Below are 26,827 nucleotides of genomic sequence, written 5' to 3'. Positions count from 1 at the left end.
CGATCGTCACAGCCCGGAAGGCACTTGAGCGATGACGCTCGCGCAGCCCGAACCGGGAGGGCTGTCCCCCGCGAACGGGAGGCACCCCCTGCCCCAGCGGATCGCCCCGCGGCGGGGCGGACTCGCCACCACGGCCTGCATGGAGACTCTCCAGGTGGGCTATCTCCACGCGATCGCCGCCGCCTCCGGATGCTCTCTGTCGCAGCCCTTCCCGGACAACGGAATCGACTGGCACGTCAGCCATGGCGCGCCCGGCCACACCGTCGACGACGAGGTCACCATCAAGGTGCAGCTCAAATGCACCTACCAGACCGCCCCGCGCCCGCCGGGGCCGACGTTCGCCTTCACGCTCGACAACGCGCACCTGGTGAAGCTGGCCCGTACGCCCGTGGCGGTCCACAAGATCCTGGTGGTGATGCTCGTGCCGCGTGATCCGGAGGACTGGCTGCGCGCCGGCCACGACCGGCTGGAGCTGCGGCACTGCTGCTACTGGACCAACCTGGCCGGCCACAAGGTGACCGGCCGGCGCAGGACCACTGTGCGGATCCCGACCACGCGGATCTTCGACGACCGCGCGCTCTGCGAGATCATGACGCGGGTCGGGGCGGGAGGGAGACCCTGATGTACCGGCCGACCGACGAATACGACGCGACGCTCCTGGATCCCGAGCGCCTCGACCCCGCGGTGCTGGGCGCCCTGCTGGCCCGGCACGGCTGGCGGCGCAGGGGCGGCGCCGGCGGCCACTACGCCCGGTGGACGCCGCCCGGCGGGGCGGACGGCACCAGCCTCCTGGTGCCCCACGACCGCCGCTTCCCCGACTCCGGCGAGCTGCTGACCGAGGCGCTGGCGGCGCTCGCCCGGAGCGCCGTGCCGTCCGCCCGCGAGGTGCTGGTGGGCCTCGCGGTGCCCAGCGACGAGGTGTGCTGGGAGCGCGAGGGCCCCGAAGACGGGTCGGGGGCCGCCTCGTGGGTCGCGCAGGAGCGGCTGCGCGGTGCCGCCCGGGCGATGCTGACCGCCGGGGTGCTGGGCACCTGCGCGCGGGCCGGCTACTACGGTGCCCGGCACAAGCGGCGGGCCGAGGCGTTCATGGGCGAGGTGCTGCTCGGCCCGGCGCCGGCCGGCCGCCGGCTGACCGCGTTCGTGCCCGTACGGGCCGGGCGGGGCGCCGTCGCCGGACTCCAGCGGGCGCTGCACGCGCTGCGCGACGCGACCGACTACCAGCGGGCCACCGGCGGGATGGACGCCTTCGACGCCGCCGTCGGACTGGGCGCCTGCCACGAGCTGGCGCAGGCGCTGATCGCGCTGGTGCGGGACGCGGAGGGCGCGCGGATCACGGTGGCGTGGTCGCCGGCGGCCGGCACCCCGGCCAACTGCGCGGCCCGCCCCGAGCCGGTGGAGTTCTCGCCCGGCGACCTGCCCGCGTTGCAGCACGCCGCCCGCCGCTACGTACGCGACGAGCCGTCGCTGCCGGTGCGGCTGACCGGCGCGGTCGTACGGCTGCGCCGGGAGCGGCCGGGCGGGCCGGGGACGGTACGCCTGCGGGTGGTGCACGGGGCCGATGTGACGCAGGTGCGGGTCGCGCTGGGGGAGGAGGACTACCGGATCGCGGCGCACGCGCACCTGGTGGGGCTGCCGGTGCGGCTCACCGGGCGGCTGGAGAGCCGGGGCGGCTTCCGCCGCGTCACCGGGGCCTGCGACGTGGCGCCCGTAGCGGTCGACGAGGCCGGCCGGGAGGCGCTGATGAAGGCGCTCCAGGAGAATCTCGACTTCTTCGGGGAGGCGTGCGGCGGCCCGCTGGCCGGTGACTGAGCCGGCCGCGGGCAAACCGTTTCGCGGTGAGTACCGGTGGCTCGGTACGATTCGCCTGCGCGGCAATCGCCGGCGTGAAGAGACATGAGTTTGGAGAGACCGGTGTCAGACGTCCGTGTGACCGTCCAACGCGATTCCGAGCGGGAAGAACGCGTGGTGACCACGGGGACTACGGCCGCCGACCTCTTCCAGGGCGAGCGGAGCGTCGTCGCCGCGCGGGTGGCCGGGGAGCTGAAGGACCTGGCGTACGAGGTCGCCGACGGCGAGGTGGTCGAGCCCGTCGACATCACCTCCGAGGACGGCCTGAACATCCTGCGCCACTCCACCGCCCACGTCATGGCGCAGGCCGTGCAGGAGCTGTTCCCGGAGGCCAAGCTCGGCATCGGCCCGCCGATCAAGGACGGCTTCTACTACGACTTCGATGTCGAGACCCCGTTCCACCCGGACGACCTCAAGCGCATCGAGAAGAAGATGCAGGAGATCCAAAAGCGCGGGCAGAAGTTCGCGCGCCGGGTCACCACCGACGAGGACGCCCGCGAGGAGCTCGCCGACGAGCCGTACAAGCTGGAGCTCATCGGCCTCAAGGGCTCGGCCGCCGAGGCCGCCGAGGGCGCGTCCGCCGAGGTCGGCGCCGGCGAGCTGACCATCTACGACAACCTCGACGCCAAGACCGGCGAGCTGTGCTGGAAGGACCTCTGCCGGGGTCCGCACCTGCCCACCACCCGGAACATCCCGGCCTTCAAGCTCATGCGCTCGGCCGCGGCGTACTGGCGGGGCAGCGAGAAGAACAAGCAGCTCCAGCGGATCTACGGCACCGCCTGGCCGACCAAGGACGAGCTGAAGGCGTACGTCGAGTTCCTGGCCGAGGCCGAGAAGCGCGACCACCGCAAGCTGGGCTCGGAGCTCGACCTCTTCTCCATCCCGGAGGAGCTGGGTTCCGGTCTCGCGGTCTTCCACCCCAAGGGCGGCATCGTCCGCCGGGAGATGGAGACCTACTCGCGCAAGCGCCACGAGGACGCGGACTACGTGTTCGTCAACACCCCGCACATCTCGAAGGAAGAGCTCTTCGTCACCTCGGGGCACCTGCCGAACTACGGGGACGCGATGTTCCCGCCGCTGGAGTTCGACGGGCAGAACTACCGCCTGAAGGCGATGAACTGCCCCATGCACAACCTCGTCTTCAAGGCACGCGGCCGCTCCTACCGCGAACTGCCCCTGCGGATGTTCGAGTTCGGCACGGTCTACCGCTACGAGAAGTCGGGTGTCGTCCACGGCCTGACCCGCGCCCGCGGCTTCACACAGGACGACTCGCACATCTACTGCACCAAGGAGCAGATGGCGGGCGAGCTGGACTCCCTGCTCACCTTCGTCCTGGACCTGCTGCGCGACTACGGCCTGCACGACTTCGAGCTGGAGCTGTCCACCCGCGACGACTCCCCGAAGTTCATCGGTGAGGACGCCGAGTGGGAGGAGGCCACCGACGCGCTGCGCCAGGCGGCCGAGAAGCAGGGCCTCCCGCTGGTCCCGGACCCGGGCGGCGCCGCGTACTACGGCCCGAAGATCTCCGTGCAGGCCAAGGACGCGATCGGCCGGTCCTGGCAGATGTCGACGATCCAGGTCGACTTCCAGCAGCCGAAGCGGTTCGGCCTGGAGTACACCGCAGCGGACGGTTCCAAGCAGCAGCCGGTCATGATCCACCGCGCGCTGTTCGGTTCCATCGAGCGGTTCTTCGCGGTCCTGCTGGAGCACTACGCGGGCGCGTTCCCGGCGTGGCTCGCGCCGGTCCAGGCGATCGGCATCCCGATCGGCGACGCGCATGTGCCGCATCTCGCCGAGTTCGCCGCCAAGGCGAAGGCGAAGGGCCTGCGGGTGGAGGTCGACGCCTCGTCCGACCGGATGCAGAAGAAGATCAGGAACGCGCAGAAGAGCAAGGTGCCGTTCATGGTCATCGCCGGTGACGAGGACGTCGCCAACGGCGCGGTCAGCTTCCGCTACCGCGACGGCTCGCAGAAGAACGGCATTCCGCTGGACGAAGCGATTGCCGAGATCGTGGATGTGGTGGAGCGCCGCGTCCAGGTGTGACCCGTGGGAAAGTCCGGCCGTGCCCCGTGGAGCGAGCAGCTCCGCGGGGCACAGCCGGTCCCGCCCCTACGACACGCCGCTGACGGGCGAAGCCATATGCTGGCCCGTATGACAAGCGAGCCGGAGCACCAGATCGGAGTCGGGACGCAGGACGCCTTCCAGCGCCTGTGGACGCCCCACCGGATGGCTTACATCCAGGGGGAGAACAAGCCGAGCGGCCCGGGGGCCGACGACGGCTGCCCGTTCTGCTCGATTCCCGGGAAGTCCGACGAGGACGGTCTGGTGATCGCGCGCGGTGAGCATGTCTACGCGGTACTGAACCTTTATCCGTACAACGGCGGCCACCTCATGGTCGTCCCCTTCCGGCACGTCGCCGACTACACCGGGCTGGACAGGCCGGAGACGGCGGAGCTGGCCGAGCTGACGAAGCGGGCGATGATCGCGCTGCGGACCGCGTCCGGGGCGCACGGTTTCAACATCGGGATGAACCAGGGCACGGTCGCCGGCGCCGGGATCGCCGCGCATCTGCACCAGCACGTCGTACCGCGCTGGGGCGGCGACACCAATTTCATGCCGGTGGTCGGGCACACCAAGGTGCTGCCGCAACTGCTGGCCGACACCCGGGCGATGCTCGCGGACGCCTGGCCGGTGTAGTGCGGGCTCCCGGTCCGGACGGAGCGGGTAGAGCGACACGAAACCGGGCGAAGTGGACGGTTCGCCTATTTTCTGAATAGTTGCCTTACTAATAGTCGGGTGACTTCCCTAGATCGTCGCTCCGTGCTGCGCGCGGCCGCCTCGGCCGCGGCCGCCGGTGCCCTCGCGTCGGGCTGCGGCCGGGCCGCCACGGACTCCTCCGCCGTACGCGTCACCGACCCCCCGCACCCCAGTGCGCCCGGCTCTCCCTCCGCCGGCCGGGCGCACGCCGCCCGGCCACCCACCCGGGCACCCGGCCTGCCCGTACAGATCGACCACGGTCCCCGCGACGGCCGCGCCGTCGCGCTGACCTTCCACGGCCAGGGCGACCCCAGGCTCGCGACCGCCCTGCTGGGCGAGGCGGAACGGGCCGACGCCAAGATCACCGTGCTCGCCGTCGGCGACTGGCTCGACGCGCACCCCGCCATGGCCCGCCGGATCCTCGACGGCGGCCACGAGCTCGGCAACCACACCATGCACCACCGCGACATCTGCGCGCTGCCGGCCGACGAGGCCGCCGCGGAGATCACCGCCTGCGCCGACCGGCTGCGCCGGCTCACCGGCAGCATCGGCAGTTGGTTCCGCCCCTCGCGGACCCGGCGGGCCACCGGGCTGGTGACCCGGCTGGCCCGGCAGGCCGGCTATCCGCACGTCCTGTCCTACGACCTGGACTCCCTCGACGCCACCGACCCCGGTGCCCCGGCCGTCCGGCGCACGGTCCTGGACGGCGTCACCGCCGGCTCGGTCGTGAGCCTCCACCTCGGGCACGCCGGCACGGTGGCCGCACTGCCCCCGATCCTCGACGGCCTCCGCCGGCGCGGCCTGCGCGCGGTGACGACAACGGAGCTGGTGACCTGATGGCTGAGCGGACCCCCGCCCACGAGAGAAAGACCCGCTTCCCGGCGGTCCGCGCCGGGCGCCGGGCCGCGCTGCTCGCCGTGGCCTGCGCGCTGGTGGCCGCGGCCTGCGGTGGCGGCGGCCGGGAGCAGGCCGCCGAGCGCAGCCCGCTGCCCGCCAAGCCCTCGCCCGCCAAGGCCGTGAAGCCCGGACTGCCCGGCATGCCGCCGCCGCTGGAGGCGAACGACCTCTACGCGGCGGACCGGCCCGGCAAACTCGCGCCGCAGGTCAAGGACTTTCCCCCGCGCATCTACGTGCCCAACACCGGCTCCGACACGGTCAGCGTCATCGATCCGAAGACGTACAAGGTCATCGAGACGATTCCGGTGGGCGTGCAGCCGCAGCACGTCGTGCCGTCGTGGGATCTGAAGACGCTGTGGGTCAACAACAACCGGGGGCACGACCTCACCCCGATCGACCCGGCCACCGGCAAGGCGGGCGGGCGGGTCCGGGTCCACGACCCCTACAACCTCTACTTCACGCCCAACGGCAGATACGCGGTCGTGATGGCCTCGATGGACCGTCAACTCGTCTTCCGCGACCCGCACTCCATGGAGATCCGCAAGACCGTGCCGGTCGACTGCGCGGGCGTCAACCACGCCGACTTCTCGCCGGACGGCCGGTACTTCATCGTCTCCTGCGAGTTCTCCGGCGAGCTGCTCAAGGTCGACACCGAGAAGATGGAGGTCATCGGCAAGCAGAAGCTGCCGTTCGAGGGGGCGATGCCGCAGGACGTGAAGATCTCCCCGGACGGCAGGACCTGGTACGTCGCCGACATGATGGCCGACGGCCTGTGGGTCCTCAACGGCGACACCTTCGCCCGCCCGCAACTGATGCCGACCGGCAAGGGCACCCACGGCCTCTACGTCAGCCGCGACTCGCGGCACCTGTACATCTCCAACCGCGGCGAGGGCTCCGTCTCCCTTCTGGACTTCCGCTCCGGCCGACTCGTCGACAAGTGGCACATCCCCGGTGGCGGCAGCCCCGACATGGGCGGGGTCTCCGCGGACGGCAAGGTGCTGTGGCTGTCCGGGCGTTACAACTCCGAGGTCTACGCCATGGACACCCGCACCGGGAAGACACTGGCGAAGATCCCGGTCGGCGAGGGTCCGCACGGCCTGGCGGTCTACCCGCAACCGGGGCGGTACTCGCTCGGGCACACCGGGATCTTCCGCTAGGCCCTGTCGTCACACTCACGGGGCGGACGGGAGGGTGACGACAGGACGACAGGACCTACGGCGACAGCCGCCCGGGTCCTCCGAGCGGAGACCTAGGCGTTGTACTCGTCCGCCTTCTGCGGCTCGGCGCTCTGGATCATGCCGCTCAGGACCAGGGACCGGTTGTCGAAGCGCTCGGTGTCCACGCCGTTCTCCTTGAGGACGCTCATGGCGGCGGCGTGCACCGTGCGCAGCACCGGGGTGGCGGCGCGCAGGGCGTCGTCGGCCATGAAGCGGTGGCGCCAGGGCTTGTCGGCCCAGACGTGCCGCAGTCCGAACGGCTCGGGCAGCACGAGCTTGCCGCCGAGGAAGTCCAGGATCGGCGGGAACCACGTCAGGGGGGCGCGGGCGGCCAGCCGGACGACCTCGCCGGGCTCGATCAGCGGCAGCGTCTGGGTCTTGGTCTCCCAGAACTTGACGACCTTGGCGACGTCCTTGGTCTTGGGCTCGGGCTTGGTGGTGAACAGCGGGTTGACCGGTCCCAGGGCGTGGCCGGTGACCTCCACGCGCAGGGTCTCGTGCAGCACGGTGACGGTGATCATCAAGGTGATCACGAGCTGGCCGTCCCACAGCACGAACTGCACGCCGAGGTAGTGGCGGTTGCCGCTGCCGAACTGCTGCTCGTTGCAGATGCGCTCTATTTCGTGGCCGCGGATCTGATACGCGTCCACGTTCGTGCCCTCGGGATGGGCGACTTCCTTGGCCTTCTCGCCGACCGGCGAGACGATCCAGTGGCGGACCGACGGCGGCTGCTGGAAGCCGCCGGTGTGCAGCGGGCTGCGCTCCAGCAGCCGCAGCCGGTCGTGGATGACCCGGATGACGTCCCAGCTACGGAACGGGTGGATGTCGGTGCCTTCCCGCGCCGGCTTGAGCTCCTCGGCGAGCTGCCAGCTTCCCCAGCGGGTGCCCATGCCGAGTATCCCCTTGGGGCCGGCGTAGAAGACGACGTTGGAGCGCTGCTCGGCGGAGACTTTGGCGAGATTCTTCCGGAGGGTCTCGGCGGCGATCTCGTTCGGGTCCTGGGGCACCGCCTCGGGGATCTTCGCCGCCACGCCGCCGCCTTCGAGGAGGCTCTTCCATGCCCCCCGCATGGTCACGGCGGTCTTCTCGCAGATCTGTTTGGCCCACCACCAGCCGATCACCGGAGCGATGATCATGGCCCGGACGTACATCGGCCAGAAGCCGTCGAGCGGCAACTTGATCATGAAGAACACGGCGAGGCCGCCGAGCAGGAAGAGCAGGACGCCGCCGAGCGCCGAGACGCCGCTGCCCGCGCCGTCCTTGGAGAGCAGCTTCTTGAGCTGGAAGACGCCCAGCCACACCAGGACACCGGGCAGGAACAGCAGACCGAAGAGCACCATCAGCAACGTCAGCTTCGCGTCCCGCTGCTTGCGGACGCGGGTGGCGGACAGGCAGTGCTCGACGATGGTCTGGGGCTCGATCCCGAAGGACTGGATGAGCGCCTTGCGGCCGCCGCCGAGCATCCGGACCTGCACGGCGCGGGAGAACGCCTCGCCGAGATTGGGCTCGAACAGCGACAGCTTGGGCTTCTTGATCTCGGAGGTGCCGGAGTCGGAATCGGCCTTGGCGATGTCGGCGAGCGGACTGTCGCGGTACGCGGCCGAGGCCAGGGCCTGGGTCGCCGCCGTCTGCCCGGCGCCTCCCGAAAGCGGCACCTGCGCCCCGGGACTGAAGTCAAAGCCGTCTGCCACTACCGCCCCCATCACCGCACGCATCCGATGATGCGGCTCTTTCCCGACTACCGCTCGCGGCACACCTGCTGAGCCGGTGACTCAAGCGCCGGAAAACAGCGTACAGCCGCCGTCCAGCCCAAGGGAGTTGAGCCGGACAGCGGCCGAATCACCGTGTGCTACCCGCCGTTCGCGGCTTGTTCGCGCAGTTTCCCGGCGAGTTGCTGCGGCATCGGCTCATGCCGTGCGTAGACGCGGCCGAAGCGGCCGGTGCCGTGCGAGAGGGAGCGCAGATCGACGGCGTACCGGCCGATCTCGATCTCGGGCACCTCGGCGCGCACGAGGGTGCGGCCGGCCCCCGACTGCTCGGTGCCCACCACCCGGCCGCGGCGCCCGGACAGATCGCTCATCACCGGGCCGACGAATTCGTCCGGAACCAGCACGGTCACCTCGGCCACCGGTTCCAGAAGGTCGATCCGGGCCCCGGCGGCGGCCTCGCGCAGCGCCAGCGCGCCCGCCATCTGGAACGCGGCGTCGGAGGAGTCGACGGAGTGCGCCTTGCCGTCGAGCAGGGTGACGCGGATGTCGACGAGCGGATGCCCGGCGGCGACGCCCCGCGCGGCCTGGGCGCGGACGCCCTTCTCCACGGACGGGATGAACTGCCGGGGTACCGCGCCGCCGACCACCTTGTCCACGAACTCGATGCCGGAGCCGCCCGGCAGCGGCTCCACCTGGATCTCGCAGATCGCGAACTGGCCGTGGCCGCCGGACTGTTTGACGTGCCGGCCGCGCCCGGTGGCGGTGGAGGCGAAGGTCTCCCGCAGCGGCACCTGGTGGGCGACCGTGTCGACCTGGACGCCGTAGCGGGCGCGCAGCCGCTCCAGCGCCACGTCGGCGTGCGCCTCACCGAGGCACCACAGGACCACCTGGTGGGTGTCCTGGTTGTGTTCCAGCCGCATGGTGGGGTCCTCGGCCACCAGGCGGGCGAGACCCTGGGAGAGCTTGTCCTCGTCGGCCTTGCTGTGCGCCTTGATGGCGACCGGAAGCAGCGGGTCGGGCATCGTCCAGGGCGCCATCAGCAGCGGGCTGTCCTTGCCCGACAGGGTGTCGCCGGTCTCGGCGCGGGTCAGTTTCGCCACGCACGCCAGGTCGCCGGCGATGGCCTTGGGCAGCGGGCGCTGCTGTTTGCCGAAGGGCGCGGACAGCGCGCCGACCCGTTCGTCCAGGTCGTGGTCCTCGTGGCCGCGGTCCGTCAGGCCGTGGCCCGAGACGTGCACCGTCTCGTCCGGCCGCAGGGTGCCGGAGAAGACGCGTACCAGGGAGAGCCGGCCGACGTACGGGTCGGAGGCGGTCTTGACCACCTCGGCCGCGAGCGGGCCGTCGGGATCGCAGGTCAGCGGCGGGCGCGGGCTGCCGTCGACGCCGGTCACCTCGGGTGCCTCCCGCTCCGCCGGGGTCGGGAAACCGCGGGTGATCAGCTCCAGGAGTTCCACCGTGCCCAGACCCTGCCGGGAGCCCTCGGGGGCCGGGGCCGCGGCGAGCACCGGATGGAAGGTGCCGCGGGCGACCGCCGTCTCCAGGTCTCCGATGAGCGTCTTGACGTCGATCTGCTCGCCGGCGAGGTAGCGGTCCATGAGGGTCTCGTCCTCGCTCTCGGCGATGATCCCCTCGATGAGACGGTTACGGGCCTGCTCGATCAGCGGCAGCTCCTCCTCCGTCGGCTCCCGTTCGGTGCGGGTGCCGGAGGAGTAGTCGAAGACCCGCTGGGTGAGCAGGCCGATCAGGCCGTGCACGGGGGCCTGGCCGTCGGCGCCCGGCGTGCCGTACAAGGGGAGGTAGAGGGGGAGGACGGCGTCGGGGTCCTCGCCGCCGAGGATGCCGCCGCACTTTTGGGTCATCTCGTCGAAGCCGGCGCGGGCCGCCTCCAAATGGGTGACGACCAGGGCCCGCGGCATGCCGACCGCCGCGCATTCGTCCCAGACCATACGGGTCGCGCCGGCCACCCCGTCGGCCGCCGAGACGACGAAAAGGGCCGCGTCCGCCGCGCGCAGACCGGCCCTGAGCTCGCCGACGAAATCGGCGTAGCCGGGGGTGTCCAAAAGATTGATCTTGACTCCGTCCCACTCGACGGGGACCAGGGACAACTGCACCGAGCGCTGCTGGCGGTGCTCGATGTCGTCGTGATCGGACAGCGAGGTGCCGTCCTCCACCCTGCCCGGCCGGTTGACCGCCCCGGACGCGAGCGCGAGCGCCTCGACAAGAGTGGTTTTTCCCGAACCGCTGTGGCCGACCAGCACCACATTGCGCAGGGCAGTGGGCCGGTCGGCCGTCAATGCCCTTCTGGCGGCTCCCGGGCGTGTACTCGACTTCTCGCTCATGTGTCTCGCCTCCAGGTCGACACTTTGCGGTGATTCGAGCTTTCCACCGTGGTCATGATGCGTCCATACGTGGCGCAAGGGGCGGCCCGGCGCCCGGCCGCCGCCGAGCCCGGGCACCGGCCGCCGCGATGCGTGGGCGGCGGCCCCAGGCCGCCTGGCTACGATGGGCCAGCCGGTGGCCCCTTGACCGCGCGGCCCGTATCGACCCTCCGGGAAGGCCATGCTGAACAAGTACGCGCGTGCTTTCTTCACGCGTGTTCTCACGCCGTTCGCCGCCCTGCTCATCCGCATCGGGGTCAGCCCGGACGCGGTCACCCTCGTCGGGACCGGCGGCGTGGTGGCCGGCGCCCTGGTCTTCTACCCGCTGGGCGAGTTCTTCTGGGGCACGGTCGTCATCACCCTGTTCGTCTTCTCCGATCTGGTCGACGGCAACATGGCCCGGCAACTGGGCCGCTCCAGCCGCTGGGGCGCCTTCCTGGACTCCACCCTCGACCGGGTGGCCGACTCCGCGATCTTCGGCGGGCTGGCCCTCTGGTACGCCGGCCGCGGCGGAAGCCTGCTGCTGTGCGCCATGGCGATCTTCTGCCTCGCCAGCGGCCAGGTCGTCTCGTACACCAAGGCGCGCGGGGAGGCCATCGGGCTGCCGGTGAACGTCAACGGTCTGGTCGAGCGCGCCGAGCGGCTGGTCGTCACGCTCGTGGCCTGCGGCTTTTCCGGACTGCACAAGTTCGGGGTGCCCGGCATCCAGGTCCTGCTGCCGATCGCCCTGTGGCTGGTCGGCGTCGGCAGCGCCGTCACCCTCGCCCAGCGCGTGGTGACGGTGCGCCGCGAGTCGGCGGAGGCCGACGCCATCGCTCAAGGGGGGAACGGCGCATGAGCCGTACAGAAGGCACCGAAGGAACCGCCGGTCCCGGACGCGGTGAGGCGGCCCGGCGCGGCCTGCTGCGGATCGACACCGGGAAACTGACGGACGCGCTCTACGGCCTGGCCTGGAGCACCGTCAAAAAGCTCCCCGAAGGCGCCGCCGTACGCCTCGGCCGGCGGATCGCCGACACCGTCTGGAAGCGGCGCGGCGAGGGCGTCCTGCGCCTGGAGTGCAACCTCGCCCGGGTCGTCCCGGATGCCTCCGAAGAGCGCCTGGCGGAGCTCTCGCGGGCCGGGATGCGCTCGTACACGCGCTACTGGATGGAGTCCTTCCGGCTGCCGGCCTGGAGCAAGGACCGGATAAAGGCCGGTTTCACCCCCCAGGACGTCCACTACCTGGAGGAGGGCCTCAAGAGCGACCGCGGTGTCATCCTGGCGCTGCCGCACATGGGCAACTACGACCTCGCGGGTGTCTGGGTCACCACCAAACTCGGCGTCCCCTTCACCACCGTCGCCGAGCGGCTCAAGCCCGAATCCCTCTACGACCGGTTCGTCGCCTACCGCGAGGGCCTGGGCATGGAGGTGCTGCCGCACACCGGAGCTGCCGCGTTCGGCACGCTCGCCAGGCGGCTGCGCGCCGGCGGCCTGGTCTGCCTGGTCGCCGACCGGGACCTGTCCCGGGCGGGGCTGGAGGTGACCTTCTTCGGCGAGGTGACGAAGATGCCGGCCGGGCCCGCGATGCTCGCCCTCCAGACCGGCGCGATGCTGCTGCCCGTCACTCTCTGGTACGACGACTCGCCGGTCATGCGCGGCCGGGTCCATCCTGAGATCGAGGTCCCCGAGACCGGGACCCGTACGGAGAAGGCCGCTCACATGACCCAGGCGCTCGCCGACGCCTTCGCCTCCGGCATCGCCGAGCATCCCGAGGACTGGCACATGCTCCAGCGCCTGTGGCTCGCCGACCTGGAGCCGCGCGCCCCCCGCGAACCGCGCGGCGACGCCACCGGGCCGACCGGCCGGACGCCCGGCCCGTCCGGCAAGGCGCCCGACGCGGCGCGCGAGACGGCCGCCGGAGGGGAGACGGCGTGAAGATCGGCATCGTCTGCCCCTATTCCTGGGACGTCCCCGGCGGCGTCCAGTTCCACATCAGGGATCTCGCCGAGCATCTGATCCGGCTCGGCCACGACGTCTCCGTGCTCGCCCCGGCGGACGACGACAACCCCCTGCCGCCGTACGTCGTCTCCGCGGGCCGCGCGGTGCCGGTGCCCTACAACGGTTCGGTCGCCCGGCTGAACTTCGGCTTCCTCTCCGCCGCCCGGGTCCGCCGCTGGCTCCAGAGCGGCGCCTTCGACGTCATCCACATCCACGAGCCGGCCTCGCCCTCGCTCGGGCTCCTCTCCTGCTGGGCGGCCCAGGGCCCGATCGTGGCGACCTTCCACACCTCCAACCCGCGCTCGCGGGCGATGATCGCCGCGTATCCGATCCTCCAGCCGGCACTGGAGAAGATCAGCGCCCGGATCGCGGTGAGCGAGTACGCCCGCCGCACCCTGGTCGAACACCTCGGCGGCGACGCGGTGGTCATCCCCAACGGCGTCGACGTCGACTTCTTCGCCCGCGCCGAACCCAAGGCCGAATGGCAGGGCCGGACGATCGGCTTCATCGGCCGGATCGACGAGCCGCGCAAGGGCCTGCCGGTCCTGATGAAGGCGCTCCCGGCGATCCTCGACCGGGTGCCGGACGCCCGGCTGCTGGTCGCCGGCCGCGGCGACGAGGAGGAGGCGGTCGCGGCGCTACCCGACGAGATGCGGGAGCGGGTGACGTTCCTCGGCATGGTCAGCGACGAGGACAAGGCGCGGCTGCTGCGCAGCGTCGACCTCTACGTCGCGCCGAACACCGGCGGCGAATCCTTCGGCATCATCCTCGTCGAGGCCCTGTCCGCCGGGGCGCCGGTCCTCGCCAGCGACCTCGACGCCTTCGCCCAGGTGCTCGACCAGGGCGAGGCGGGCGAGCTGTTCGCCAACGAGGACGCGGACGCGCTCGCCACCGCCGCCGTCGCCCTGCTCGGCGACCCCGGGCGGCTGGCCGAACTCCGCGAGCGGGGCAGCCGGCACGTCCGCCGCTTCGACTGGTCGACGGTCGGCGCCGACATCCTGGCGGTCTACGAGACGGTGACCGACGGCACCACGTCGGTGGCCACGGACGAGCCGGTGGGGCTGAGGGCCCGCTGGGGGCTGGCCAGGGAGTGACGCCGGGCGGCGCCCGAGCGCCGCGAACCGCCCGCACCGTGCCGGTGCGGAGGGTTCCGTTCCGGCCGGTACTGTGACCCGGCGTGACCACCTTCATCTGGATCGCGGCCGCCGTCATCCTCATCGGCGTCTACCTGAGCTGGACGGCCGGACGCCTGGACCGCCTGCACGCGCGGATCGACGCGGCCCGGGCTGCTCTCGACGCCCAACTGCTGCGGCGCGCCTCGGTCGCCCAGGAAGTGGGCACCTCCGGGGTCCTCGATCCGGCCGCCTCGATCGTGCTCTACCAGGCGGCACACGAGGCCCGTCAGGCGGACGAGGACCACCGCGAGGTCGCCGAGAGCGAACTGAGCCAGACACTGCGCGCGACCTTCGGTGACGAGGCCCAGGTGGAGGCCGTACGCGAGGCCCCCGGCGGCGAGCAGACCGTCGCCGAACTCACGGCGGCGGTGCGCCGCGTACCGATGGCGCGCCGCTTCCACAACGACGCGGTGCGGGCGGCGCGCGCGGTCCGCCGCCACCGCCTGGTGCGCTACCTCCGGCTCGCCGGGCACGCGCCGTTCCCGCTGGCGTTCGAGATGGACGACGAGCCGCCCGCGGTCCTCGACGACCGGTCCGCCGGAAAATGAGACACTGGGACCAACAGTGCGAATGACACCAAAGGGTCCGTCGGGATCCCGGGCCACCGGCCCCGCGTCCGGGCGCCGTCGCCGGACGTAACGATCCACTGACCTCTAATTGGCCCTTTTCGCGGGCCACCGGCAAACGGTTGTGTGGGCGGCGAAGCGCAACCACCCACACCGAGTGAGGTCAACCGTGTCCAGCACGCCCACCACGCCCCAGCACCCCGAGACCGGAACCGCGCGCGTCAAGCGCGGAATGGCCGAGCAGCTCAAGGGCGGCGTGATCATGGACGTCGTCACGCCGGAAGAGGCGAAGATCGCCGAGGACGCGGGCGCCGTCGCCGTCATGGCTCTGGAGCGGGTCCCGGCCGACATCCGCAAGGACGGCGGGGTGGCCCGCATGTCCGACCCCGACATGATCGACGGCATCATCAACGCCGTCTCCATCCCCGTGATGGCCAAGTCCCGCATCGGCCACTTCGTCGAGGCCCAGGTCCTGCAGTCGCTCGGTGTCGACTACATCGACGAGTCCGAGGTCCTCACCCCGGCCGACGAGGTCAACCACTCCGACAAGTGGGCCTTCACCACCCCCTTCGTCTGCGGCGCCACCAACCTGGGCGAGGCCCTGCGCCGCATCGCCGAGGGCGCGGCGATGATCCGCTCCAAGGGCGAGGCCGGTACCGGCAACGTCGTCGAGGCGGTCCGCCACCTGCGCCAGATCAAGAACGAGATCGCCCGCCTGCGCGGCTACGACAACAACGAGCTGTACGCCGCCGCCAAGGAGCTGCGCGCCCCGTACGAGATCGTCAAGGAGGTCGCCGAGCTCGGCAAGCTGCCGGTCGTGCTGTTCTCCGCCGGCGGCGTGGCGACCCCGGCCGACGCGGCCCTGATGCGCCAGCTCGGCGCCGAGGGCGTGTTCGTGGGCTCCGGCATCTTCAAGTCCGGTGACCCCGCCAAGCGCGCCGCCGCGATCGTGAAGGCCACCACCTTCTACGACGACCCGAAGGTCATCGCGGACGTCTCCCGCAACCTGGGCGAGGCCATGGTCGGCATCAACTGCGACACCCTCCCCGAGGCCGAGCGCTACGCCAACCGCGGCTGGTAGGACGACAGATGAGCACCCCCACCATCGGTGTGCTGGCCCTCCAGGGCGACGTCCGCGAGCACCTCACGGCGCTCGCCGAGGCGGACGCCCTGGCCCGGCCGGTACGCCGGCCCGAGGAACTGGACGACATCGACGGCCTGGTCATACCGGGCGGCGAGTCCACCACCATGTCCAAACTCGCCGTCGCCTTCGGCATGCTGGAGCCGCTGCGCGCCTTCGTGAAGGCGGGCAAGCCGGTCTACGGCACCTGCGCCGGCATGATCATGGTCGCGAACAAGCTGCTGGACGCCCGCGAGGACCAGGAGACGCTCGGCGGCATCGACATGATCGTGCGCCGTAACGCTTTCGGGCGGCAGAACGAGTCCTTCGAGGCGGCCGTCGACATGACGGGCATCCCCGGCGGACCGGTCGAGGGCGTCTTCATCCGCGCACCCTGGGTCGAGTCGGTCGGCGCCTCCGTGGACGTCCTGGCGACGTACGGCGAGCACACGGTCGCCGTACGGCAAGGTAACGTCCTCGCCACGTCGTTCCACCCGGAGCTGACCGGAGATCACCGCGTCCACGCCTACTTCGTAGACTTGGTGCGCGGCGCGTAGCTCCGGCCGGCGGCGGGCTCCGCGGCGGCGGGTCGGCGGTGCGCAGGCGGCCTGACCGATCCCGGTAGGATCTCAGGCGTTCGTTTCTCAATTGGTTACGCGAAGGAGACAGGCGGATGTCCGGCCACTCTAAATGGGCTACGACGAAGCACAAGAAGGCCGTGATCGATGCCAAGCGCGGCAAGCTCTTCGCGAAGCTGATCAAGAACATCGAGGTCGCGGCGCGCACCGGCGGCGCCGACGTGGACGGCAACCCCACGCTCTTCGACGCCATCCAGAAGGCCAAGAAGAGCTCGGTGCCCAACAAGAACATCGACAGCGCGGTCAAGCGCGGTGCGGGTCTTGAGGCGGGCGGCGCCGACTACGAAACCATCATGTACGAGGGCTACGGCCCCAACGGCGTCGCGGTGCTCATCGAGTGCCTCACCGACAACCGCAACCGCGCCGCCTCCGACGTCCGCGTCGCCATGACCCGCAACGGCGGTTCCATGGCCGACCCGGGCTCGGTGTCCTACCTGTTCAACCGCAAGGGCGTCGTGATCGTCCCCAAGGGCGAACTGACCGAGGACGACGTCCTCGGCGCGGTCCTGGACGCGGGCGCCGAAGAGGTCAACGACCTCGGCGAGTCCTTCGAGGTGCTCAGCGAGGCCACCGACCTGGTCGCGGTCCGCACCGCGCTCCAGGAAGCGGGCATCGACTACGACTCGGCCGACGCGAACTTCGTCCCGACCATGCAGGTCGAGCTGGACGAAGAGGGCGCGCGCAAGATCTTCAAGCTGATCGACGCGCTGGAGGACAGCGACGACGTGCAGAACGTCTTCGCCAACTTCGAGGTCTCCGACGACGTCATGGCCAAGGTCGACGCCTGACGCGCGGTGCCCGGACGACGACAACGGCCCGCCGGTGACCGACCGGCGGGCCGTTTCGCATGCCCGGCGCGCGTTGTCAGTGCCAGCCGATAGCCTGCGGGAACTGTTGAACGGCTGCTCACCGAAAGGGGCAACGTGCGCGTACTGGGCGTGGACCCGGGACTGACCCGATGCGGCGTCGGCGTGGTCGAAGGCGCCGCCGGCCGCCCGCTGAAGATGGTCGGCGTCGGCGTCGTGCGCACCCCGGCGGACGCGGACATCGCCCACCGCCTCGTCCTCATCGAGCGCGGACTGGAGGAGTGGCTGGAGGAGTACCGGCCCGAATTCGTGGCCGTGGAGCGGGTGTTCAGCCAGCACAACGTCCGCACGGTCATGGGTACCGCGCAGGCGAGCGCCGTCGCCATGCTCTGCGCCGCCCGCCGCGGACTGCCCGTCGCCCTGCACACCCCCAGCGAGGTCAAGGCCGCCGTCACCGGCTCGGGCCGGGCCGACAAGGCGCAGATCGGCGCGATGGTCACCCGCCTGCTGCGACTCGACGCGCCCCCCAAACCGGCCGACGCCGCCGACGCCCTGGCCCTGGCCATCTGTCACATATGGCGCGCCCCCGCGGTCAACCGCCTCCAGCAGGCGCACGCCGCGGCCCGCCGCACCCCCGCTCCCGCACGCACCCTGAAGGGCACCCGATGATCGCCTTTGTCTCCGGACCCGTCGCGGCCCTCGCCCCCGACACCGCCGTGGTCGAGGTCGGCGGAATCGGCATGGCCGTCCAGTGCACACCGAACACCCTCTCCACCCTGCGCGTCGGACAGCCCGCCAGACTCGCCACCTCCCTCGTCGTCCGCGAGGACTCCCTGACCCTCTACGGCTTCGCCGACGACGACGAGCGGCAGACCTTCGAACTCCTCCAGACCGCCAGCGGCGTCGGCCCCCGCCTCGCCCAGGCGATGCTGGCCGTCCACTCACCGGACACCCTGCGCCGCGCCGTCGCGAGCGGCGACGAGAAGACCCTCACCGCCGTGCCCGGCATCGGCAAGAAGGGCGCGCAAAAACTCCTCCTGGAGCTCAAGGACCGGCTCGGCGCGCCGGTGGGCGGCGGCCGGGCCGGCGTCGGCACCCCCGTCACGGCCGGCTGGCGCGACCAACTGCACGCCGCGCTGATCGGCCTGGGCTACGCCACCCGCGAGGCCGACGAAGCGGTGGCCGCCGTCGAACCGCACGCCGAAGCGGCCGTCGCCGACGGCGGACAGCCCCAGGTGGCCCAACTGCTCAAGGCCGCGCTGCAGAGCCTGAACCGGGCCCGATGAGCCGCGCCCCCGCGACCCCGGCGGCCCGCCCCGGCCGGCCCGGTGCCCCCGGCCGGCCCGGCGCCCCCGGCCGGGCCCCGCGCCCCCGACCGTACGACCACGCAGGCGGCCCGGCCGCCCCGACCCCGCGAGGCAATCCGCAGTGAACTGGGACGACACCGCACCCACCGCCGAGGACGCCGCCACCGACGCGGCCGACCGGCTCGTCGGGGCCGACGCCGACGGTGAGGACACCGCCGTCGAAGCCGCCCTGCGCCCCAAGGACCTCGACGAATTCGTCGGCCAGGAGCGGGTGCGCGAACAGCTCGACCTGGTGCTGCGCGCCGCCCGCGCCCGTGGCGCCACCGCCGACCACGTCCTGCTCTCCGGCGCCCCCGGCCTCGGCAAGACCACCCTGTCGATGATCATCGCCGCCGAGATGGGCGCCCCGATCCGCATCACCTCCGGCCCCGCCATCCAGCACGCCGGCGACCTCGCCGCGATCCTCTCCTCCCTCCAGGAGGGCGAGGTCCTCTTCCTGGACGAGATCCACCGCATGTCCCGGCCCGCCGAGGAGATGCTCTACATGGCCATGGAGGACTTCCGCGTCGACGTGATCGTCGGCAAGGGCCCCGGAGCCACCGCCATCCCCCTCGAACTCCCGCCGTTCACCCTCGTCGGCGCCACCACCCGCGCCGGACTCCTGCCACCCCCGCTGCGCGACCGCTTCGGCTTCACCGGCCACATGGAGTTCTACGCCCCCGCCGAGCTGGAGCGCGTCATCCACCGCTCGGCCGGCCTGCTGGACGTCCACATAGAGGCCGAGGGCGCCGCCGAGATCGCCGGCCGCTCCCGTGGCACGCCCCGTATCGCCAACCGCCTGCTGCGTCGCGTCCGCGACTACGCCCAGGTCAAGGCCGACGGTGTGATCACCCGCGACATCGCCGCCCAGGCCCTGAAGGTCTACGAGGTCGACGCCCGCGGCCTGGACCGCCTCGACCGCGCCGTGCTCACCGCCCTGCTCAAGCTCTTCGGCGGCGGCCCGGTGGGACTGTCGACCCTCGCGGTCGCGGTGGGGGAGGAGCGCGAGACGGTCGAGGAGGTCGCCGAGCCGTTCCTGGTGCGCGAGGGCCTGCTGGCGCGTACGCCCCGTGGCCGCGTCGCCACTCCGGCCGCCTGGGCCCATCTCGGGCTGGTCCCGCCGCAGCAGCAAGCGGGCGGAAGCGGTCAGCAGGGCCTGTTCGGCCCATGACGGCGCGGAGACTCGCCCGGTCCGGAACTGCGGTGCCATGCTGGGCGTTGTTCCACCGGTGGGGACTCGCTTAGACTCCGCCGATGCCGTCCGTGTGGACCGGCATACCCACCCCCGTATATCAGACCGTGCTCAGCGGTCGTGCGAAGGATTTCCGTCCCGTGCCCAATATCGTGACTCTCCTCCCCTTCATCGTCCTCATCGGGGCCATGTTCCTGATGACCCGGTCCGCCAAGAAGAAGCAGCAGGCGGCCGCCCAGATGCGCAATGAGATGCAGCCCGGGACCGGCGTCCGGACCATCGGTGGCATGTACGCCACCGTCAAGGAAATCCACGAGGACACCGTCCTCCTTGAGGTGGCCCCCGGCGTGCACGCCATTTACGCCAAGAACGCCATCGGCGCGGTCCTCGCCGACGAGGAGTACAACCGCATCCTCGACGGCGCCGACCCGATCACCGGCGACGAGCCGGTCGTCCCGGACGACGCCTCCTCCCTGACCGGCGCCTCCGCCGACGAGGCCACCGAAACGGGCGACAAGGCCGAGAAGATCGACCTGGGCAAGGACGACGCCCCGGCCGCCGAGGCCGGCTCCGTCGAGCCCACCGCCGACGACGTCGAGGACGCCAAGAGCGCCAAGGACGCGACCGAGGCCGCCAAGGACGACAAGAAGGCCGGCGGCACCGACGCGAAGTAAGTCCCGCCCGGACGGAACCGCGGGAGCGCCCCTCGTGCGGCGCACCGCGGTTCCGGGACGGTTTAGGCTCCGGCGGGGGCACGTCCCCACAACACTTCGTGGCCGCTCGGCAGACACCCGAAGCCGAGTGGTTGGACAGGGAGATACGAGAAGGTGGCAGCACCGAACAAGGGCCGCAGGGCGCCCGCGAGTCAGGGTCATCCGGGGCGCACCCTCGTCCTGATCCTGATCGTGATGGTGGCGCTGGTCGGAGGCATGTTCTACTCCGGCACGCTGACGCCCCGGCTGGGCATCGACCTGGCGGGCGGTACCAGCTTCACGCTCCAGGCGGAGAACCAGCCGGGCAAGCCCAACGCGATCAACGAGACCAACATGAAGACCGCCGCGGGCATCATGGACCGGCGCGTCAACGGTCTGGGCGTGTCCGAGAGCGAGGTCCAGACCCAGGGCGAGAACCACATCATCGTGAACATCCCCCGGGGGACGAACGCGAAGCAGGCTCGCGACCAGGTCGGCACCACCGCCCAGCTCGCCTTCCGGCCGGTCCTGACCACCACCGCGGGCACCAAGACGCCCGAGCCGAAGCCCACCCCCTCCACGGGCGGCAAGAACGACAAGCCCAAGGGTGGCAAGGGCAAGGACGACGGCAAGAACGCCGCGTCCTCGCCGACGCCCACCGCGAGCGCCACCACCCAGGGCCGGGCCGTGTCGGACTCCCTGAAGAAGGCCCCGTCCGACCCGCCGAAGGTCTCCGGCTCCGAATCCCCCAAGCCCTCCACCCCGCCGGTGCCGCCGCTGCCCGGCGGCGAGGACATCCCGCCGGCGCTGGCGAAGCAGCTCGCCGCGCTGGACTGCTCCACCAAGGCGAGCCGGGCCGCCGCCGGTGAGAAGGCCGCCGGCACCAAGCCCGGTGACCCCGTCGTGGCCTGCAAGGACGACGGCACCCAGAAGTACGCGCTCGGCCCGGTCGGCGTCGAAGGCACCGACGTCAAGGACGCCAAGGCGGTCTTCGACAGCCAGCAGGGCCAGGGCTGGATCGTCCAGATGGACTTCACCTCCGACGGCGGCAAGAAGTTCGCGGACATCACCGGCAAGCTCGCCACCAAGACGCAGCCGCAGAACCAGTTCGCGATCGTCCTGGACGGCGCCGTGGTCTCCGACCCGCGCGTCAGCCAGCAGCTCAACGGCGGCAGCGCCACGATCTCCGGCGGCGGCTTCACCCAGCAGTCCGCCGAGGACCTGGGCAACATGCTGTCCTACGGCGCCCTGCCGCTCTCCTTCAAGATCGTCGACGAGACCACGGTCACCGCGGCGCTCGGCGGCGAGCAGCTCCAGGCCGGACTGATCGCCGGCGCCATCGGCCTCGCGCTCGTCATCATCTACCTCGTCGCCTACTACCGGGGCCTGTCCCTGGTCGCGCTGGCGAGCCTGGTGGTCTCCGCGATCCTGACGTACACGATCATGACGCTGCTCGGCCCGGCCATCCAGTTCGCGCTGAACCTGCCGGCTGTCTGCGGTGCCATCGTCGCCATCGGCATCACGGCCGACTCCTTCATCGTCTACTTCGAACGCATCCGGGACGAGATCCGCGAGGGCCGCACCCTGCGACCCGCCGTCGAACGCGGCTGGCCGCGCGCCCGCCGTACGATCCTGGTCTCCGACTTCGTGTCGTTCCTGGCCGCCGCGGTGCTGTTCATCGTCACCGTCGGCAAGGTGCAGGGCTTCGCGTTCACGCTCGGCCTGACCACGCTCCTCGACGTCGTCGTCGTCTTCTTCTTCACCAAGCCGCTGATGACCCTGCTGGCGCGGCGCAAGTTCTTCTCCGAGGGCCATTCCTGGTCCGGACTGGATCCCGAGCGGCTGGGTGCCAAGCCGCCGCTGCGCCGCCGCCGCGGCAGCGTGCCCACCAAGACGAAGGAGGCGTGAGGTGTCCAAGCTCGGAAACATCGGCGCCAGGCTCTACCGCGGTGAGGTCGGCTACGACTTCATCGGCAAGCGGAAGATCTGGTACGGCATCTCGATCCTCATCACGATCACGGCCATCGTCGGTCTCGCGGTGCGCGGCCTGAACATGGGCATCGAGTTCTCCGGCGGCGCGGTCTTCACCACCCCGAAGACCTCCGTGTCCGCCTCGCAGGCCCAGCACCACGCCGAGTCCGCGTCCGGCGGCCACCAGGCGGTCGTGCAGAAGCTCGGCAACGGCGCGCTGCGCATCCAGATCAGCGGCCTGGACACCAAGCAGTCCGTACCGGTCCAGGAAGAGCTCGCCAAGGACCTGAACGTCCCGGTCAAGGACGTCAACACCCAGTTGGTCGGGCCGAGCTGGGGCGAGGAGATCGCCAACAAGGCCTGGCTGGGCCTGGGCATCTTCATGATCCTCGTGGTGCTCTATCTGGCCATCGCCTTCGAGTGGCGGATGGCCCTGGCCGCCCTCATCGCCCTGGTCCACGACCTCACGATCACCGTCGGCGTCTACGCCCTGGTCGGCTTCGAGGTCACCCCCGGCACGGTCATCGGTCTGCTCACGATCCTCGGTTACTCCCTGTACGACACGGTCGTCGTCTTCGACAGCCTCAAGGAAGCCTCCAAGGACATCACCAAGCAGACCCGCTTCACCTACGGTGAGATCGCCAACCGCAGCATCAACGGCACCCTGGTGCGTTCCATCAACACCACCATCGTCGCGCTGCTCCCGGTCGCCGGTCTGCTGTTCGTCGGCGGCGGGTTCCTGGGCGCCGGCATGCTCAACGACATCTCGCTCGCGCTGTTCGTCGGCCTCGCCGCCGGCGCGTACTCCTCGATCTTCATCGCGACCCCGCTGGTCGCCGACTTCAAGGAGCACGAGCCGCAGATGAAGGCGCTGGCCAAGCGGGTGCGGGCCAAGCGCGCCGCGGCCGCCGCCAAGGGCGAGCGGCCGGACGACGGGTCGGACGCGCCGGCCGCCGGCGTCGAGGACGACGCGGCCGACGGTGACGACGCGGCGGTCGTGGGGCCGCGGCACCAGCCCGCCGCCCGTGGCCGCGGTGGCCGGGGCCGCCCGTCGGGCGGACGCCGGTGAGCGCCCCCGGCGCGTTGCGCGAGCTGCTGCTGAGCCGCATCTCGGACGTCCCGGACTACCCGCGGCCGGGCGTCATGTTCAAGGACATCACCCCGCTGCTGGCCGACCCGGCCGCCTTCGGCGCGCTCACCGACGCGTTCGTCGACGTGTGCCGGCGCTACCGCGCGGACAAGGTCGTGGGCCTGGAGGCGCGTGGCTTCATCCTCGCCGCTCCGGTCGCGGTCCGCGCCGGCGTCGGCTTCGTCCCCGTGCGCAAGGCGGGCAAGCTGCCCGGCGCCACCCTGGGGCAGCCCTACGAGCTGGAGTACGGCACCGCCGAGATCGAGATCCACGCCGACGCGCTCGCCCCGGGCGACCGGGTGCTGGTGATAGACGACGTGCTCGCCACCGGCGGCACCGCCGACGCCTCGCTGCAGCTCATCCGCCGCGCGGGCGCCGAGGTCGCGGGCGTCGCGGTGCTGATGGAGCTCGGCTTCCTCGCCGGTCGGCAGCGGCTGGAGCCGGGCCTGAAGGGCGCTCCGCTGGAGGCCCTGATCACGATCTGAGCAGGTCGAACGCACCACCCGCACAAACGGGGGCATCCGGAAGAAACCGGGTGCCCCCGCTGCTGTGGGGGAGACGGGGGTATAGCCGCGGGAGAGCCGTGGCGCCGGGGTCGATACCATTGGGTACCCGACCCGTTCGTGGTCTTGTGGTCCGGAACCGCTTGAGGAGTGCTCTTGCCAGACGAGGCCCAGCCGCTCTCCCCCGGACCGCGTCCGGCGGAATCCCCCGCCGCGCGTCCGGACGAGACGAAGCGCCAGGACGCGGCTTCCCCGGGCACGCCGCAGTCCGGACAGCGCGGTGCGTCCGCGGGCACCGGCACGCCCCGGCCCCCGGCCGGCCGCCCCGCCGACGCGACCCCGGCTCCCGCGCCCGGCCCCGCCCCGGCTCCCGAGCCCGCGCCGGGCGACTCCGCGGCGGCGAAGCCCCCGGTCTCCGCCCCCAAGCCACCCGCCAAGCCCGACCCGGCCGCGCGGCCCGTGCCGCCCGCTCCGGTGGGCCGCTCCGGCTCTCCCAACCGCGTCCGTGCCCGCCTCGCCCGCCTCGGCGTGCAGCGCTCCAGCCCGTACAACCCGGTGCTGGAGCCGCTGCTGCGGATCGTGCGCGGCAACGACCCGAAGATCGAGGCGGCGACGCTGCGCCAGGTCGAGCGGGCCTACCAGGTCGCCGAGCGCTGGCACCGCGGGCAGAAGCGCAAGAGCGGCGACCCGTACATCACCCACCCCCTCGCGGTGACGACGATCCTCGCCGAGCTGGGCATGGACCCGGCCACGCTCATGGCGGGGCTGCTGCACGACACCGTCGAGGACACCGAGTACGGCCTGGACACCCTGCGCCGCGACTTCGGCGACCAGGTGGCTCTGCTCGTCGACGGTGTGACGAAGCTGGACAAGGTCAAGTTCGGTGAGGCCGCGCAGGCCGAGACCGTCCGCAAGATGGTCGTCGCCATGGCCAAGGACCCGCGCGTCCTGGTCATCAAGCTCGCCGACCGGCTGCACAACATGCGCACCATGCGCTATCTCAAGCGGGAGAAGCAGGAGAAGAAGGCCCGCGAGACCCTTGAGATCTACGCGCCCCTGGCCCACCGCCTGGGCATGAACACCATCAAGTGGGAGCTGGAGGACCTCGCCTTCGCGATCCTCTACCCCAAGATGTACGACGAGATCGTGCGGCTCGTCGCCGAGCGGGCACCCAAGCGGGACGAGTACCTCGCGATAGTGACCGACGAGGTCCAGGCCGATCTGCGCGCCGCCCGCATCAAGGCCACCGTCACCGGCCGACCGAAGCACTATTACAGCGTCTACCAGAAGATGATCGTGCGCGGCCGCGACTTCGCCGAGATCTACGACCTGGTGGGCATCCGCGTCCTCGTCGACACCGTCCGCGACTGCTACGCGGCGCTCGGCACCGTCCACGCCCGGTGGAATCCGGTGCCCGGGCGGTTCAAGGACTACATCGCGATGCCCAAGTTCAACATGTACCAGTCGCTGCACACGACGGTCATCGGGCCCAGCGGCAAGCCCGTCGAGCTCCAGATCCGCACCTTCGACATGCACCGCCGCGCCGAGTACGGCATCGCCGCGCACTGGAAGTACAAGCAGGAGGCCGTCGCCGGCACCTCCAAGGTGCGCACCGACATCCCCAGGGGCGTGGGCAAGGGCGCCGGCCAGGACACCGTCAACGACATGGCCTGGCTGCGCCAGCTCCTGGACTGGCAGAAGGAGACCGAGGACCCGGGGGAGTTCCTCGAATCGCTGCGCTTCGACCTCTCCCGCAACGAGGTCTTCGTCTTCACCCCCAAGGGCGACGTCATAGCGCTGCCGGCCGGCGCGACACCGGTGGACTTCGCGTACGCCGTGCACACCGAGGTCGGCCACCGCACGATAGGAGCACGGGTCAACGGACGGCTCGTACCGCTCGAATCCACCCTGGACAACGGCGACTTGGTGGAGGTCTTCACCTCCAAGGCGCCCGGCGCCGGCCCGTCCCGCGACTGGCTGGGCTTCGTCAAGTCCCCGCGCGCCCGCAACAAGATCCGTGCCTGGTTCTCCAAGGAGCGCCGCGACGAGGCCATCGAGCAGGGCAAGGACGCCATCGCGCGGGCCATGCGCAAGCAGAACCTGCCGATCCAGCGGATCCTGACCGGCGACTCGCTGGTCACCCTGGCCCACGAGATGCGCTACCCGGACATCTCCTCGCTGTACGCCGCCATCGGCGAGGGCCACGTCGCCGCGCAGGGCGTCGTCCAGAAGCTGGTGCAGGCGCTCGGCGGGCAGGACGAGGCCACCGAGGACATCGCCGAGTCCACCCCGATCCGGCCGCGCTCCAAGCGCCGCTCCAGCGCCGATCCGGGTGTGGTCGTCAAGGGCGTCGACGATGTGTGGGTCAAGCTCGCCCGCTGCTGTACGCCGGTGCCGGGCGATCCCATCATCGGCTTCGTCACCCGCGGCAGCGGCGTCTCGGTGCACCGCGCCGACTGCGTCAACGTCGACTCGCTGTCCAGGCAGCCCGAACGGATCCTGGAGGTCGAGTGGGCCCCCACCCAGTCCTCGGTCTTCCTCGTCGCCATCCAAGTGGAGGCGCTGGACCGCTCCCGGCTGCTGTCGGACGTCACCCGGGTGCTGTCCGACCAGCACGTCAACATCCTTTCCGCGGCCGTCCAGACCTCCCGCGACCGGGTCGCCACCTCCCGTTTCACCTTCGAGATGGGCGACCCCAAGCACCTGGGGCATGTCCTGAAGGCCGTGCGGGGCGTGGAGGGCGTCTATGACGTCTACCGCGTGACGTCGGCACGCCGGCCGTAGGAGACACCGCCCGCGTACGGCAGCGGGGGGGGGGGGGGGGGGGGGGGGAGGGGGGGGGGGGGGGGGGGGGGTGGGGGGTGGTCGTGCGGGAGGGGCCGCCGGTACGGCGCCAGATCACGCGG

The 26,827-nt window shown here is 71.3% G+C and carries 23 protein-coding genes; 21 read left to right on the top strand and 2 right to left on the bottom strand.

All coding sequences use genetic code 11. The features are described 5' to 3' along the window. The first annotated feature begins 31 nt into the window (after positions 1-31). The 6 genes from ACZ45Z_RS16080 to ACZ45Z_RS16055 all read left to right on the top strand — a co-directional run bounded on the left by ACZ45Z_RS16080 (position 32) and on the right by ACZ45Z_RS16055 (position 6,659). On the top strand, positions 32-622 hold the full coding sequence (locus tag ACZ45Z_RS16080) for a DUF4365 domain-containing protein (protein ID WP_468362296.1): 591 nt from the start codon (positions 32-34) through the stop codon (positions 620-622). After that, positions 622-1,809, top strand: coding sequence for a hypothetical protein (locus tag ACZ45Z_RS16075; RefSeq protein ID WP_468362294.1), 1,188 nt, complete (start codon positions 622-624; stop codon positions 1,807-1,809). The genes ACZ45Z_RS16080 and ACZ45Z_RS16075 overlap by 1 nt, the downstream gene beginning before the upstream one ends. Positions 1,810-1,911: 102 nt before the next feature. Continuing rightward, positions 1,912-3,891 carry a threonine--tRNA ligase gene (gene thrS, locus ACZ45Z_RS16070; RefSeq protein WP_468362292.1) on the top strand — a complete coding sequence of 660 codons (1,980 nt, stop codon included), beginning with the start codon at positions 1,912-1,914 and terminating at the stop codon, positions 3,889-3,891. A 96-nt stretch (positions 3,892-3,987) separates the two neighbouring features. Further along, complete coding sequence (locus ACZ45Z_RS16065) at positions 3,988-4,545, top strand: HIT family protein (protein ID WP_468362290.1); 558 nt, start codon at positions 3,988-3,990, stop codon at positions 4,543-4,545. Between the two features lie 99 nt (positions 4,546-4,644). Next, positions 4,645-5,442 carry a polysaccharide deacetylase family protein gene (locus ACZ45Z_RS16060; RefSeq protein ID WP_468362288.1) on the top strand — a complete coding sequence of 266 codons (798 nt, stop codon included), beginning with the start codon at positions 4,645-4,647 and terminating at the stop codon, positions 5,440-5,442. Then, the gene (locus tag ACZ45Z_RS16055; protein WP_468362286.1) at positions 5,442-6,659 is read left to right on the top strand and encodes a YncE family protein; all 1,218 of its coding nucleotides are present in this window, start codon (positions 5,442-5,444) and stop codon (positions 6,657-6,659) included. Before ACZ45Z_RS16060 ends, ACZ45Z_RS16055 begins: the two co-directional genes overlap by 1 nt. A gap of 92 nt (positions 6,660-6,751) precedes the next feature. Here the strand turns inward: ACZ45Z_RS16055 and ACZ45Z_RS16050 are convergent, their stop codons facing one another. After that, positions 6,752-8,434: a hypothetical protein gene (locus tag ACZ45Z_RS16050; protein ID WP_468362284.1), complete on the bottom strand. Its 1,683-nt coding sequence runs from the start codon at positions 8,432-8,434 to the stop codon at positions 6,752-6,754. 134 nt (positions 8,435-8,568) lie between these two features. Further along, positions 8,569-10,767, bottom strand: a complete 2,199-nt coding sequence (locus ACZ45Z_RS16045) for an elongation factor G-like protein EF-G2 (RefSeq protein WP_468362282.1) — start codon at positions 10,765-10,767, stop codon at positions 8,569-8,571. A 220-nt stretch (positions 10,768-10,987) separates the two neighbouring features. On the opposite strand from ACZ45Z_RS16045, the gene pgsA reads away from it, so the two are divergent. The 15 genes from pgsA to ACZ45Z_RS15970 all read left to right on the top strand — a co-directional run bounded on the left by pgsA (position 10,988) and on the right by ACZ45Z_RS15970 (position 26,705). Further along, positions 10,988-11,644, top strand: a complete 657-nt coding sequence (gene pgsA / locus ACZ45Z_RS16040; RefSeq protein WP_468362280.1) for a phosphatidylinositol phosphate synthase — start codon at positions 10,988-10,990, stop codon at positions 11,642-11,644. Then, positions 11,641-12,720 (top strand): phosphatidylinositol mannoside acyltransferase, encoded by a 1,080-nt coding sequence (locus ACZ45Z_RS16035; protein WP_468362278.1) that lies wholly within the window; start codon positions 11,641-11,643, stop codon positions 12,718-12,720. The genes pgsA and ACZ45Z_RS16035 overlap by 4 nt, the downstream gene beginning before the upstream one ends. After that, positions 12,717-13,877, top strand: a complete 1,161-nt coding sequence (locus tag ACZ45Z_RS16030) for a glycosyltransferase family 4 protein (RefSeq protein WP_468362276.1) — start codon at positions 12,717-12,719, stop codon at positions 13,875-13,877. Before ACZ45Z_RS16035 ends, ACZ45Z_RS16030 begins: the two co-directional genes overlap by 4 nt. 83 nt (positions 13,878-13,960) lie before the next feature. Further along, the gene (locus ACZ45Z_RS16025; RefSeq protein ID WP_468362274.1) at positions 13,961-14,506 is read left to right on the top strand and encodes a LemA family protein; all 546 of its coding nucleotides are present in this window, start codon (positions 13,961-13,963) and stop codon (positions 14,504-14,506) included. 187 nt (positions 14,507-14,693) lie between these two features. After that, positions 14,694-15,605 carry a pyridoxal 5'-phosphate synthase lyase subunit PdxS gene (gene pdxS / locus ACZ45Z_RS16020; RefSeq protein ID WP_468362272.1) on the top strand — a complete coding sequence of 304 codons (912 nt, stop codon included), beginning with the start codon at positions 14,694-14,696 and terminating at the stop codon, positions 15,603-15,605. Between the two features lie 8 nt (positions 15,606-15,613). After that, entirely contained in the window at positions 15,614-16,201 is a 588-nt protein-coding gene (pdxT, locus tag ACZ45Z_RS16015) for a pyridoxal 5'-phosphate synthase glutaminase subunit PdxT (RefSeq protein ID WP_468362270.1), read from the top strand. Between the two features lie 116 nt (positions 16,202-16,317). Continuing rightward, on the top strand, positions 16,318-17,070 hold the full coding sequence (locus tag ACZ45Z_RS16010; RefSeq protein WP_468362268.1) for a YebC/PmpR family DNA-binding transcriptional regulator: 753 nt from the start codon (positions 16,318-16,320) through the stop codon (positions 17,068-17,070). 135 nt (positions 17,071-17,205) lie between these two features. Further along, positions 17,206-17,757 (top strand): crossover junction endodeoxyribonuclease RuvC, encoded by a 552-nt coding sequence (ruvC, locus tag ACZ45Z_RS16005; protein WP_468362266.1) that lies wholly within the window; start codon positions 17,206-17,208, stop codon positions 17,755-17,757. Beyond that, on the top strand, positions 17,754-18,374 hold the full coding sequence (gene ruvA, locus ACZ45Z_RS16000; RefSeq protein ID WP_468362264.1) for a Holliday junction branch migration protein RuvA: 621 nt from the start codon (positions 17,754-17,756) through the stop codon (positions 18,372-18,374). Before ruvC ends, ruvA begins: the two co-directional genes overlap by 4 nt. A gap of 142 nt (positions 18,375-18,516) precedes the next feature. After that, positions 18,517-19,605, top strand: a complete 1,089-nt coding sequence (ruvB, locus tag ACZ45Z_RS15995; protein WP_468362262.1) for a Holliday junction branch migration DNA helicase RuvB — start codon at positions 18,517-18,519, stop codon at positions 19,603-19,605. A gap of 209 nt (positions 19,606-19,814) precedes the next feature. Beyond that, positions 19,815-20,300 (top strand): preprotein translocase subunit YajC, encoded by a 486-nt coding sequence (gene yajC / locus ACZ45Z_RS15990; protein ID WP_468362389.1) that lies wholly within the window; start codon positions 19,815-19,817, stop codon positions 20,298-20,300. A gap of 153 nt (positions 20,301-20,453) precedes the next feature. Continuing rightward, positions 20,454-22,226 carry a protein translocase subunit SecD gene (secD, locus tag ACZ45Z_RS15985; RefSeq protein WP_468362260.1) on the top strand — a complete coding sequence of 591 codons (1,773 nt, stop codon included), beginning with the start codon at positions 20,454-20,456 and terminating at the stop codon, positions 22,224-22,226. A 1-nt stretch (position 22,227) separates the two neighbouring features. Beyond that, positions 22,228-23,358 (top strand): protein translocase subunit SecF, encoded by a 1,131-nt coding sequence (secF, locus tag ACZ45Z_RS15980; protein ID WP_468362258.1) that lies wholly within the window; start codon positions 22,228-22,230, stop codon positions 23,356-23,358. Continuing rightward, a complete protein-coding gene (locus tag ACZ45Z_RS15975) occupies positions 23,355-23,903 on the top strand; it encodes an adenine phosphoribosyltransferase (protein ID WP_468362256.1) in 549 nt (182 codons plus the stop codon). Before secF ends, ACZ45Z_RS15975 begins: the two co-directional genes overlap by 4 nt. A gap of 174 nt (positions 23,904-24,077) precedes the next feature. Beyond that, entirely contained in the window at positions 24,078-26,705 is a 2,628-nt protein-coding gene (locus ACZ45Z_RS15970) for a RelA/SpoT family protein (RefSeq protein ID WP_468362254.1), read from the top strand. The last annotated feature ends 122 nt before the right edge of the window (positions 26,706-26,827 follow it).

The organism is Streptomyces sp. NPDC031210, from assembly GCF_055570395.1.
This window is presented reverse-complemented; position numbering and strand designations above follow the sequence as displayed.

What these genes read in the sequence shown, in the direction of transcription:
- ACZ45Z_RS16080 (WP_468362296.1), top strand. Translation starts at nt 32, where the DNA reads ATGACGCTCGCGCAGCCCGAACCGGGAGGGCTGTCCCCCGCGAACGGG.
- ACZ45Z_RS16075 (WP_468362294.1), top strand. Translation starts at nt 622, where the DNA reads ATGTACCGGCCGACCGACGAATACGACGCGACGCTCCTGGATCCCGAG.
- pdxT (WP_468362270.1), top strand. Translation starts at nt 15,614, where the DNA reads ATGAGCACCCCCACCATCGGTGTGCTGGCCCTCCAGGGCGACGTCCGC.
- ACZ45Z_RS16045 (WP_468362282.1), bottom strand. Translation starts at nt 10,767, where the DNA reads ATGAGCGAGAAGTCGAGTACACGCCCGGGAGCCGCCAGAAGGGCATTG.
- ACZ45Z_RS16035 (WP_468362278.1), top strand. Translation starts at nt 11,641, where the DNA reads ATGAGCCGTACAGAAGGCACCGAAGGAACCGCCGGTCCCGGACGCGGT.
- yajC (WP_468362389.1), top strand. Translation starts at nt 19,815, where the DNA reads ATGTTCCTGATGACCCGGTCCGCCAAGAAGAAGCAGCAGGCGGCCGCC.
- pgsA (WP_468362280.1), top strand. Translation starts at nt 10,988, where the DNA reads ATGCTGAACAAGTACGCGCGTGCTTTCTTCACGCGTGTTCTCACGCCG.
- ACZ45Z_RS16055 (WP_468362286.1), top strand. Translation starts at nt 5,442, where the DNA reads ATGGCTGAGCGGACCCCCGCCCACGAGAGAAAGACCCGCTTCCCGGCG.
- ACZ45Z_RS16010 (WP_468362268.1), top strand. Translation starts at nt 16,318, where the DNA reads ATGTCCGGCCACTCTAAATGGGCTACGACGAAGCACAAGAAGGCCGTG.
- ACZ45Z_RS16050 (WP_468362284.1), bottom strand. Translation starts at nt 8,434, where the DNA reads ATGCGTGCGGTGATGGGGGCGGTAGTGGCAGACGGCTTTGACTTCAGT.
- ruvA (WP_468362264.1), top strand. Translation starts at nt 17,754, where the DNA reads ATGATCGCCTTTGTCTCCGGACCCGTCGCGGCCCTCGCCCCCGACACC.
- ACZ45Z_RS16065 (WP_468362290.1), top strand. Translation starts at nt 3,988, where the DNA reads ATGCTGGCCCGTATGACAAGCGAGCCGGAGCACCAGATCGGAGTCGGG.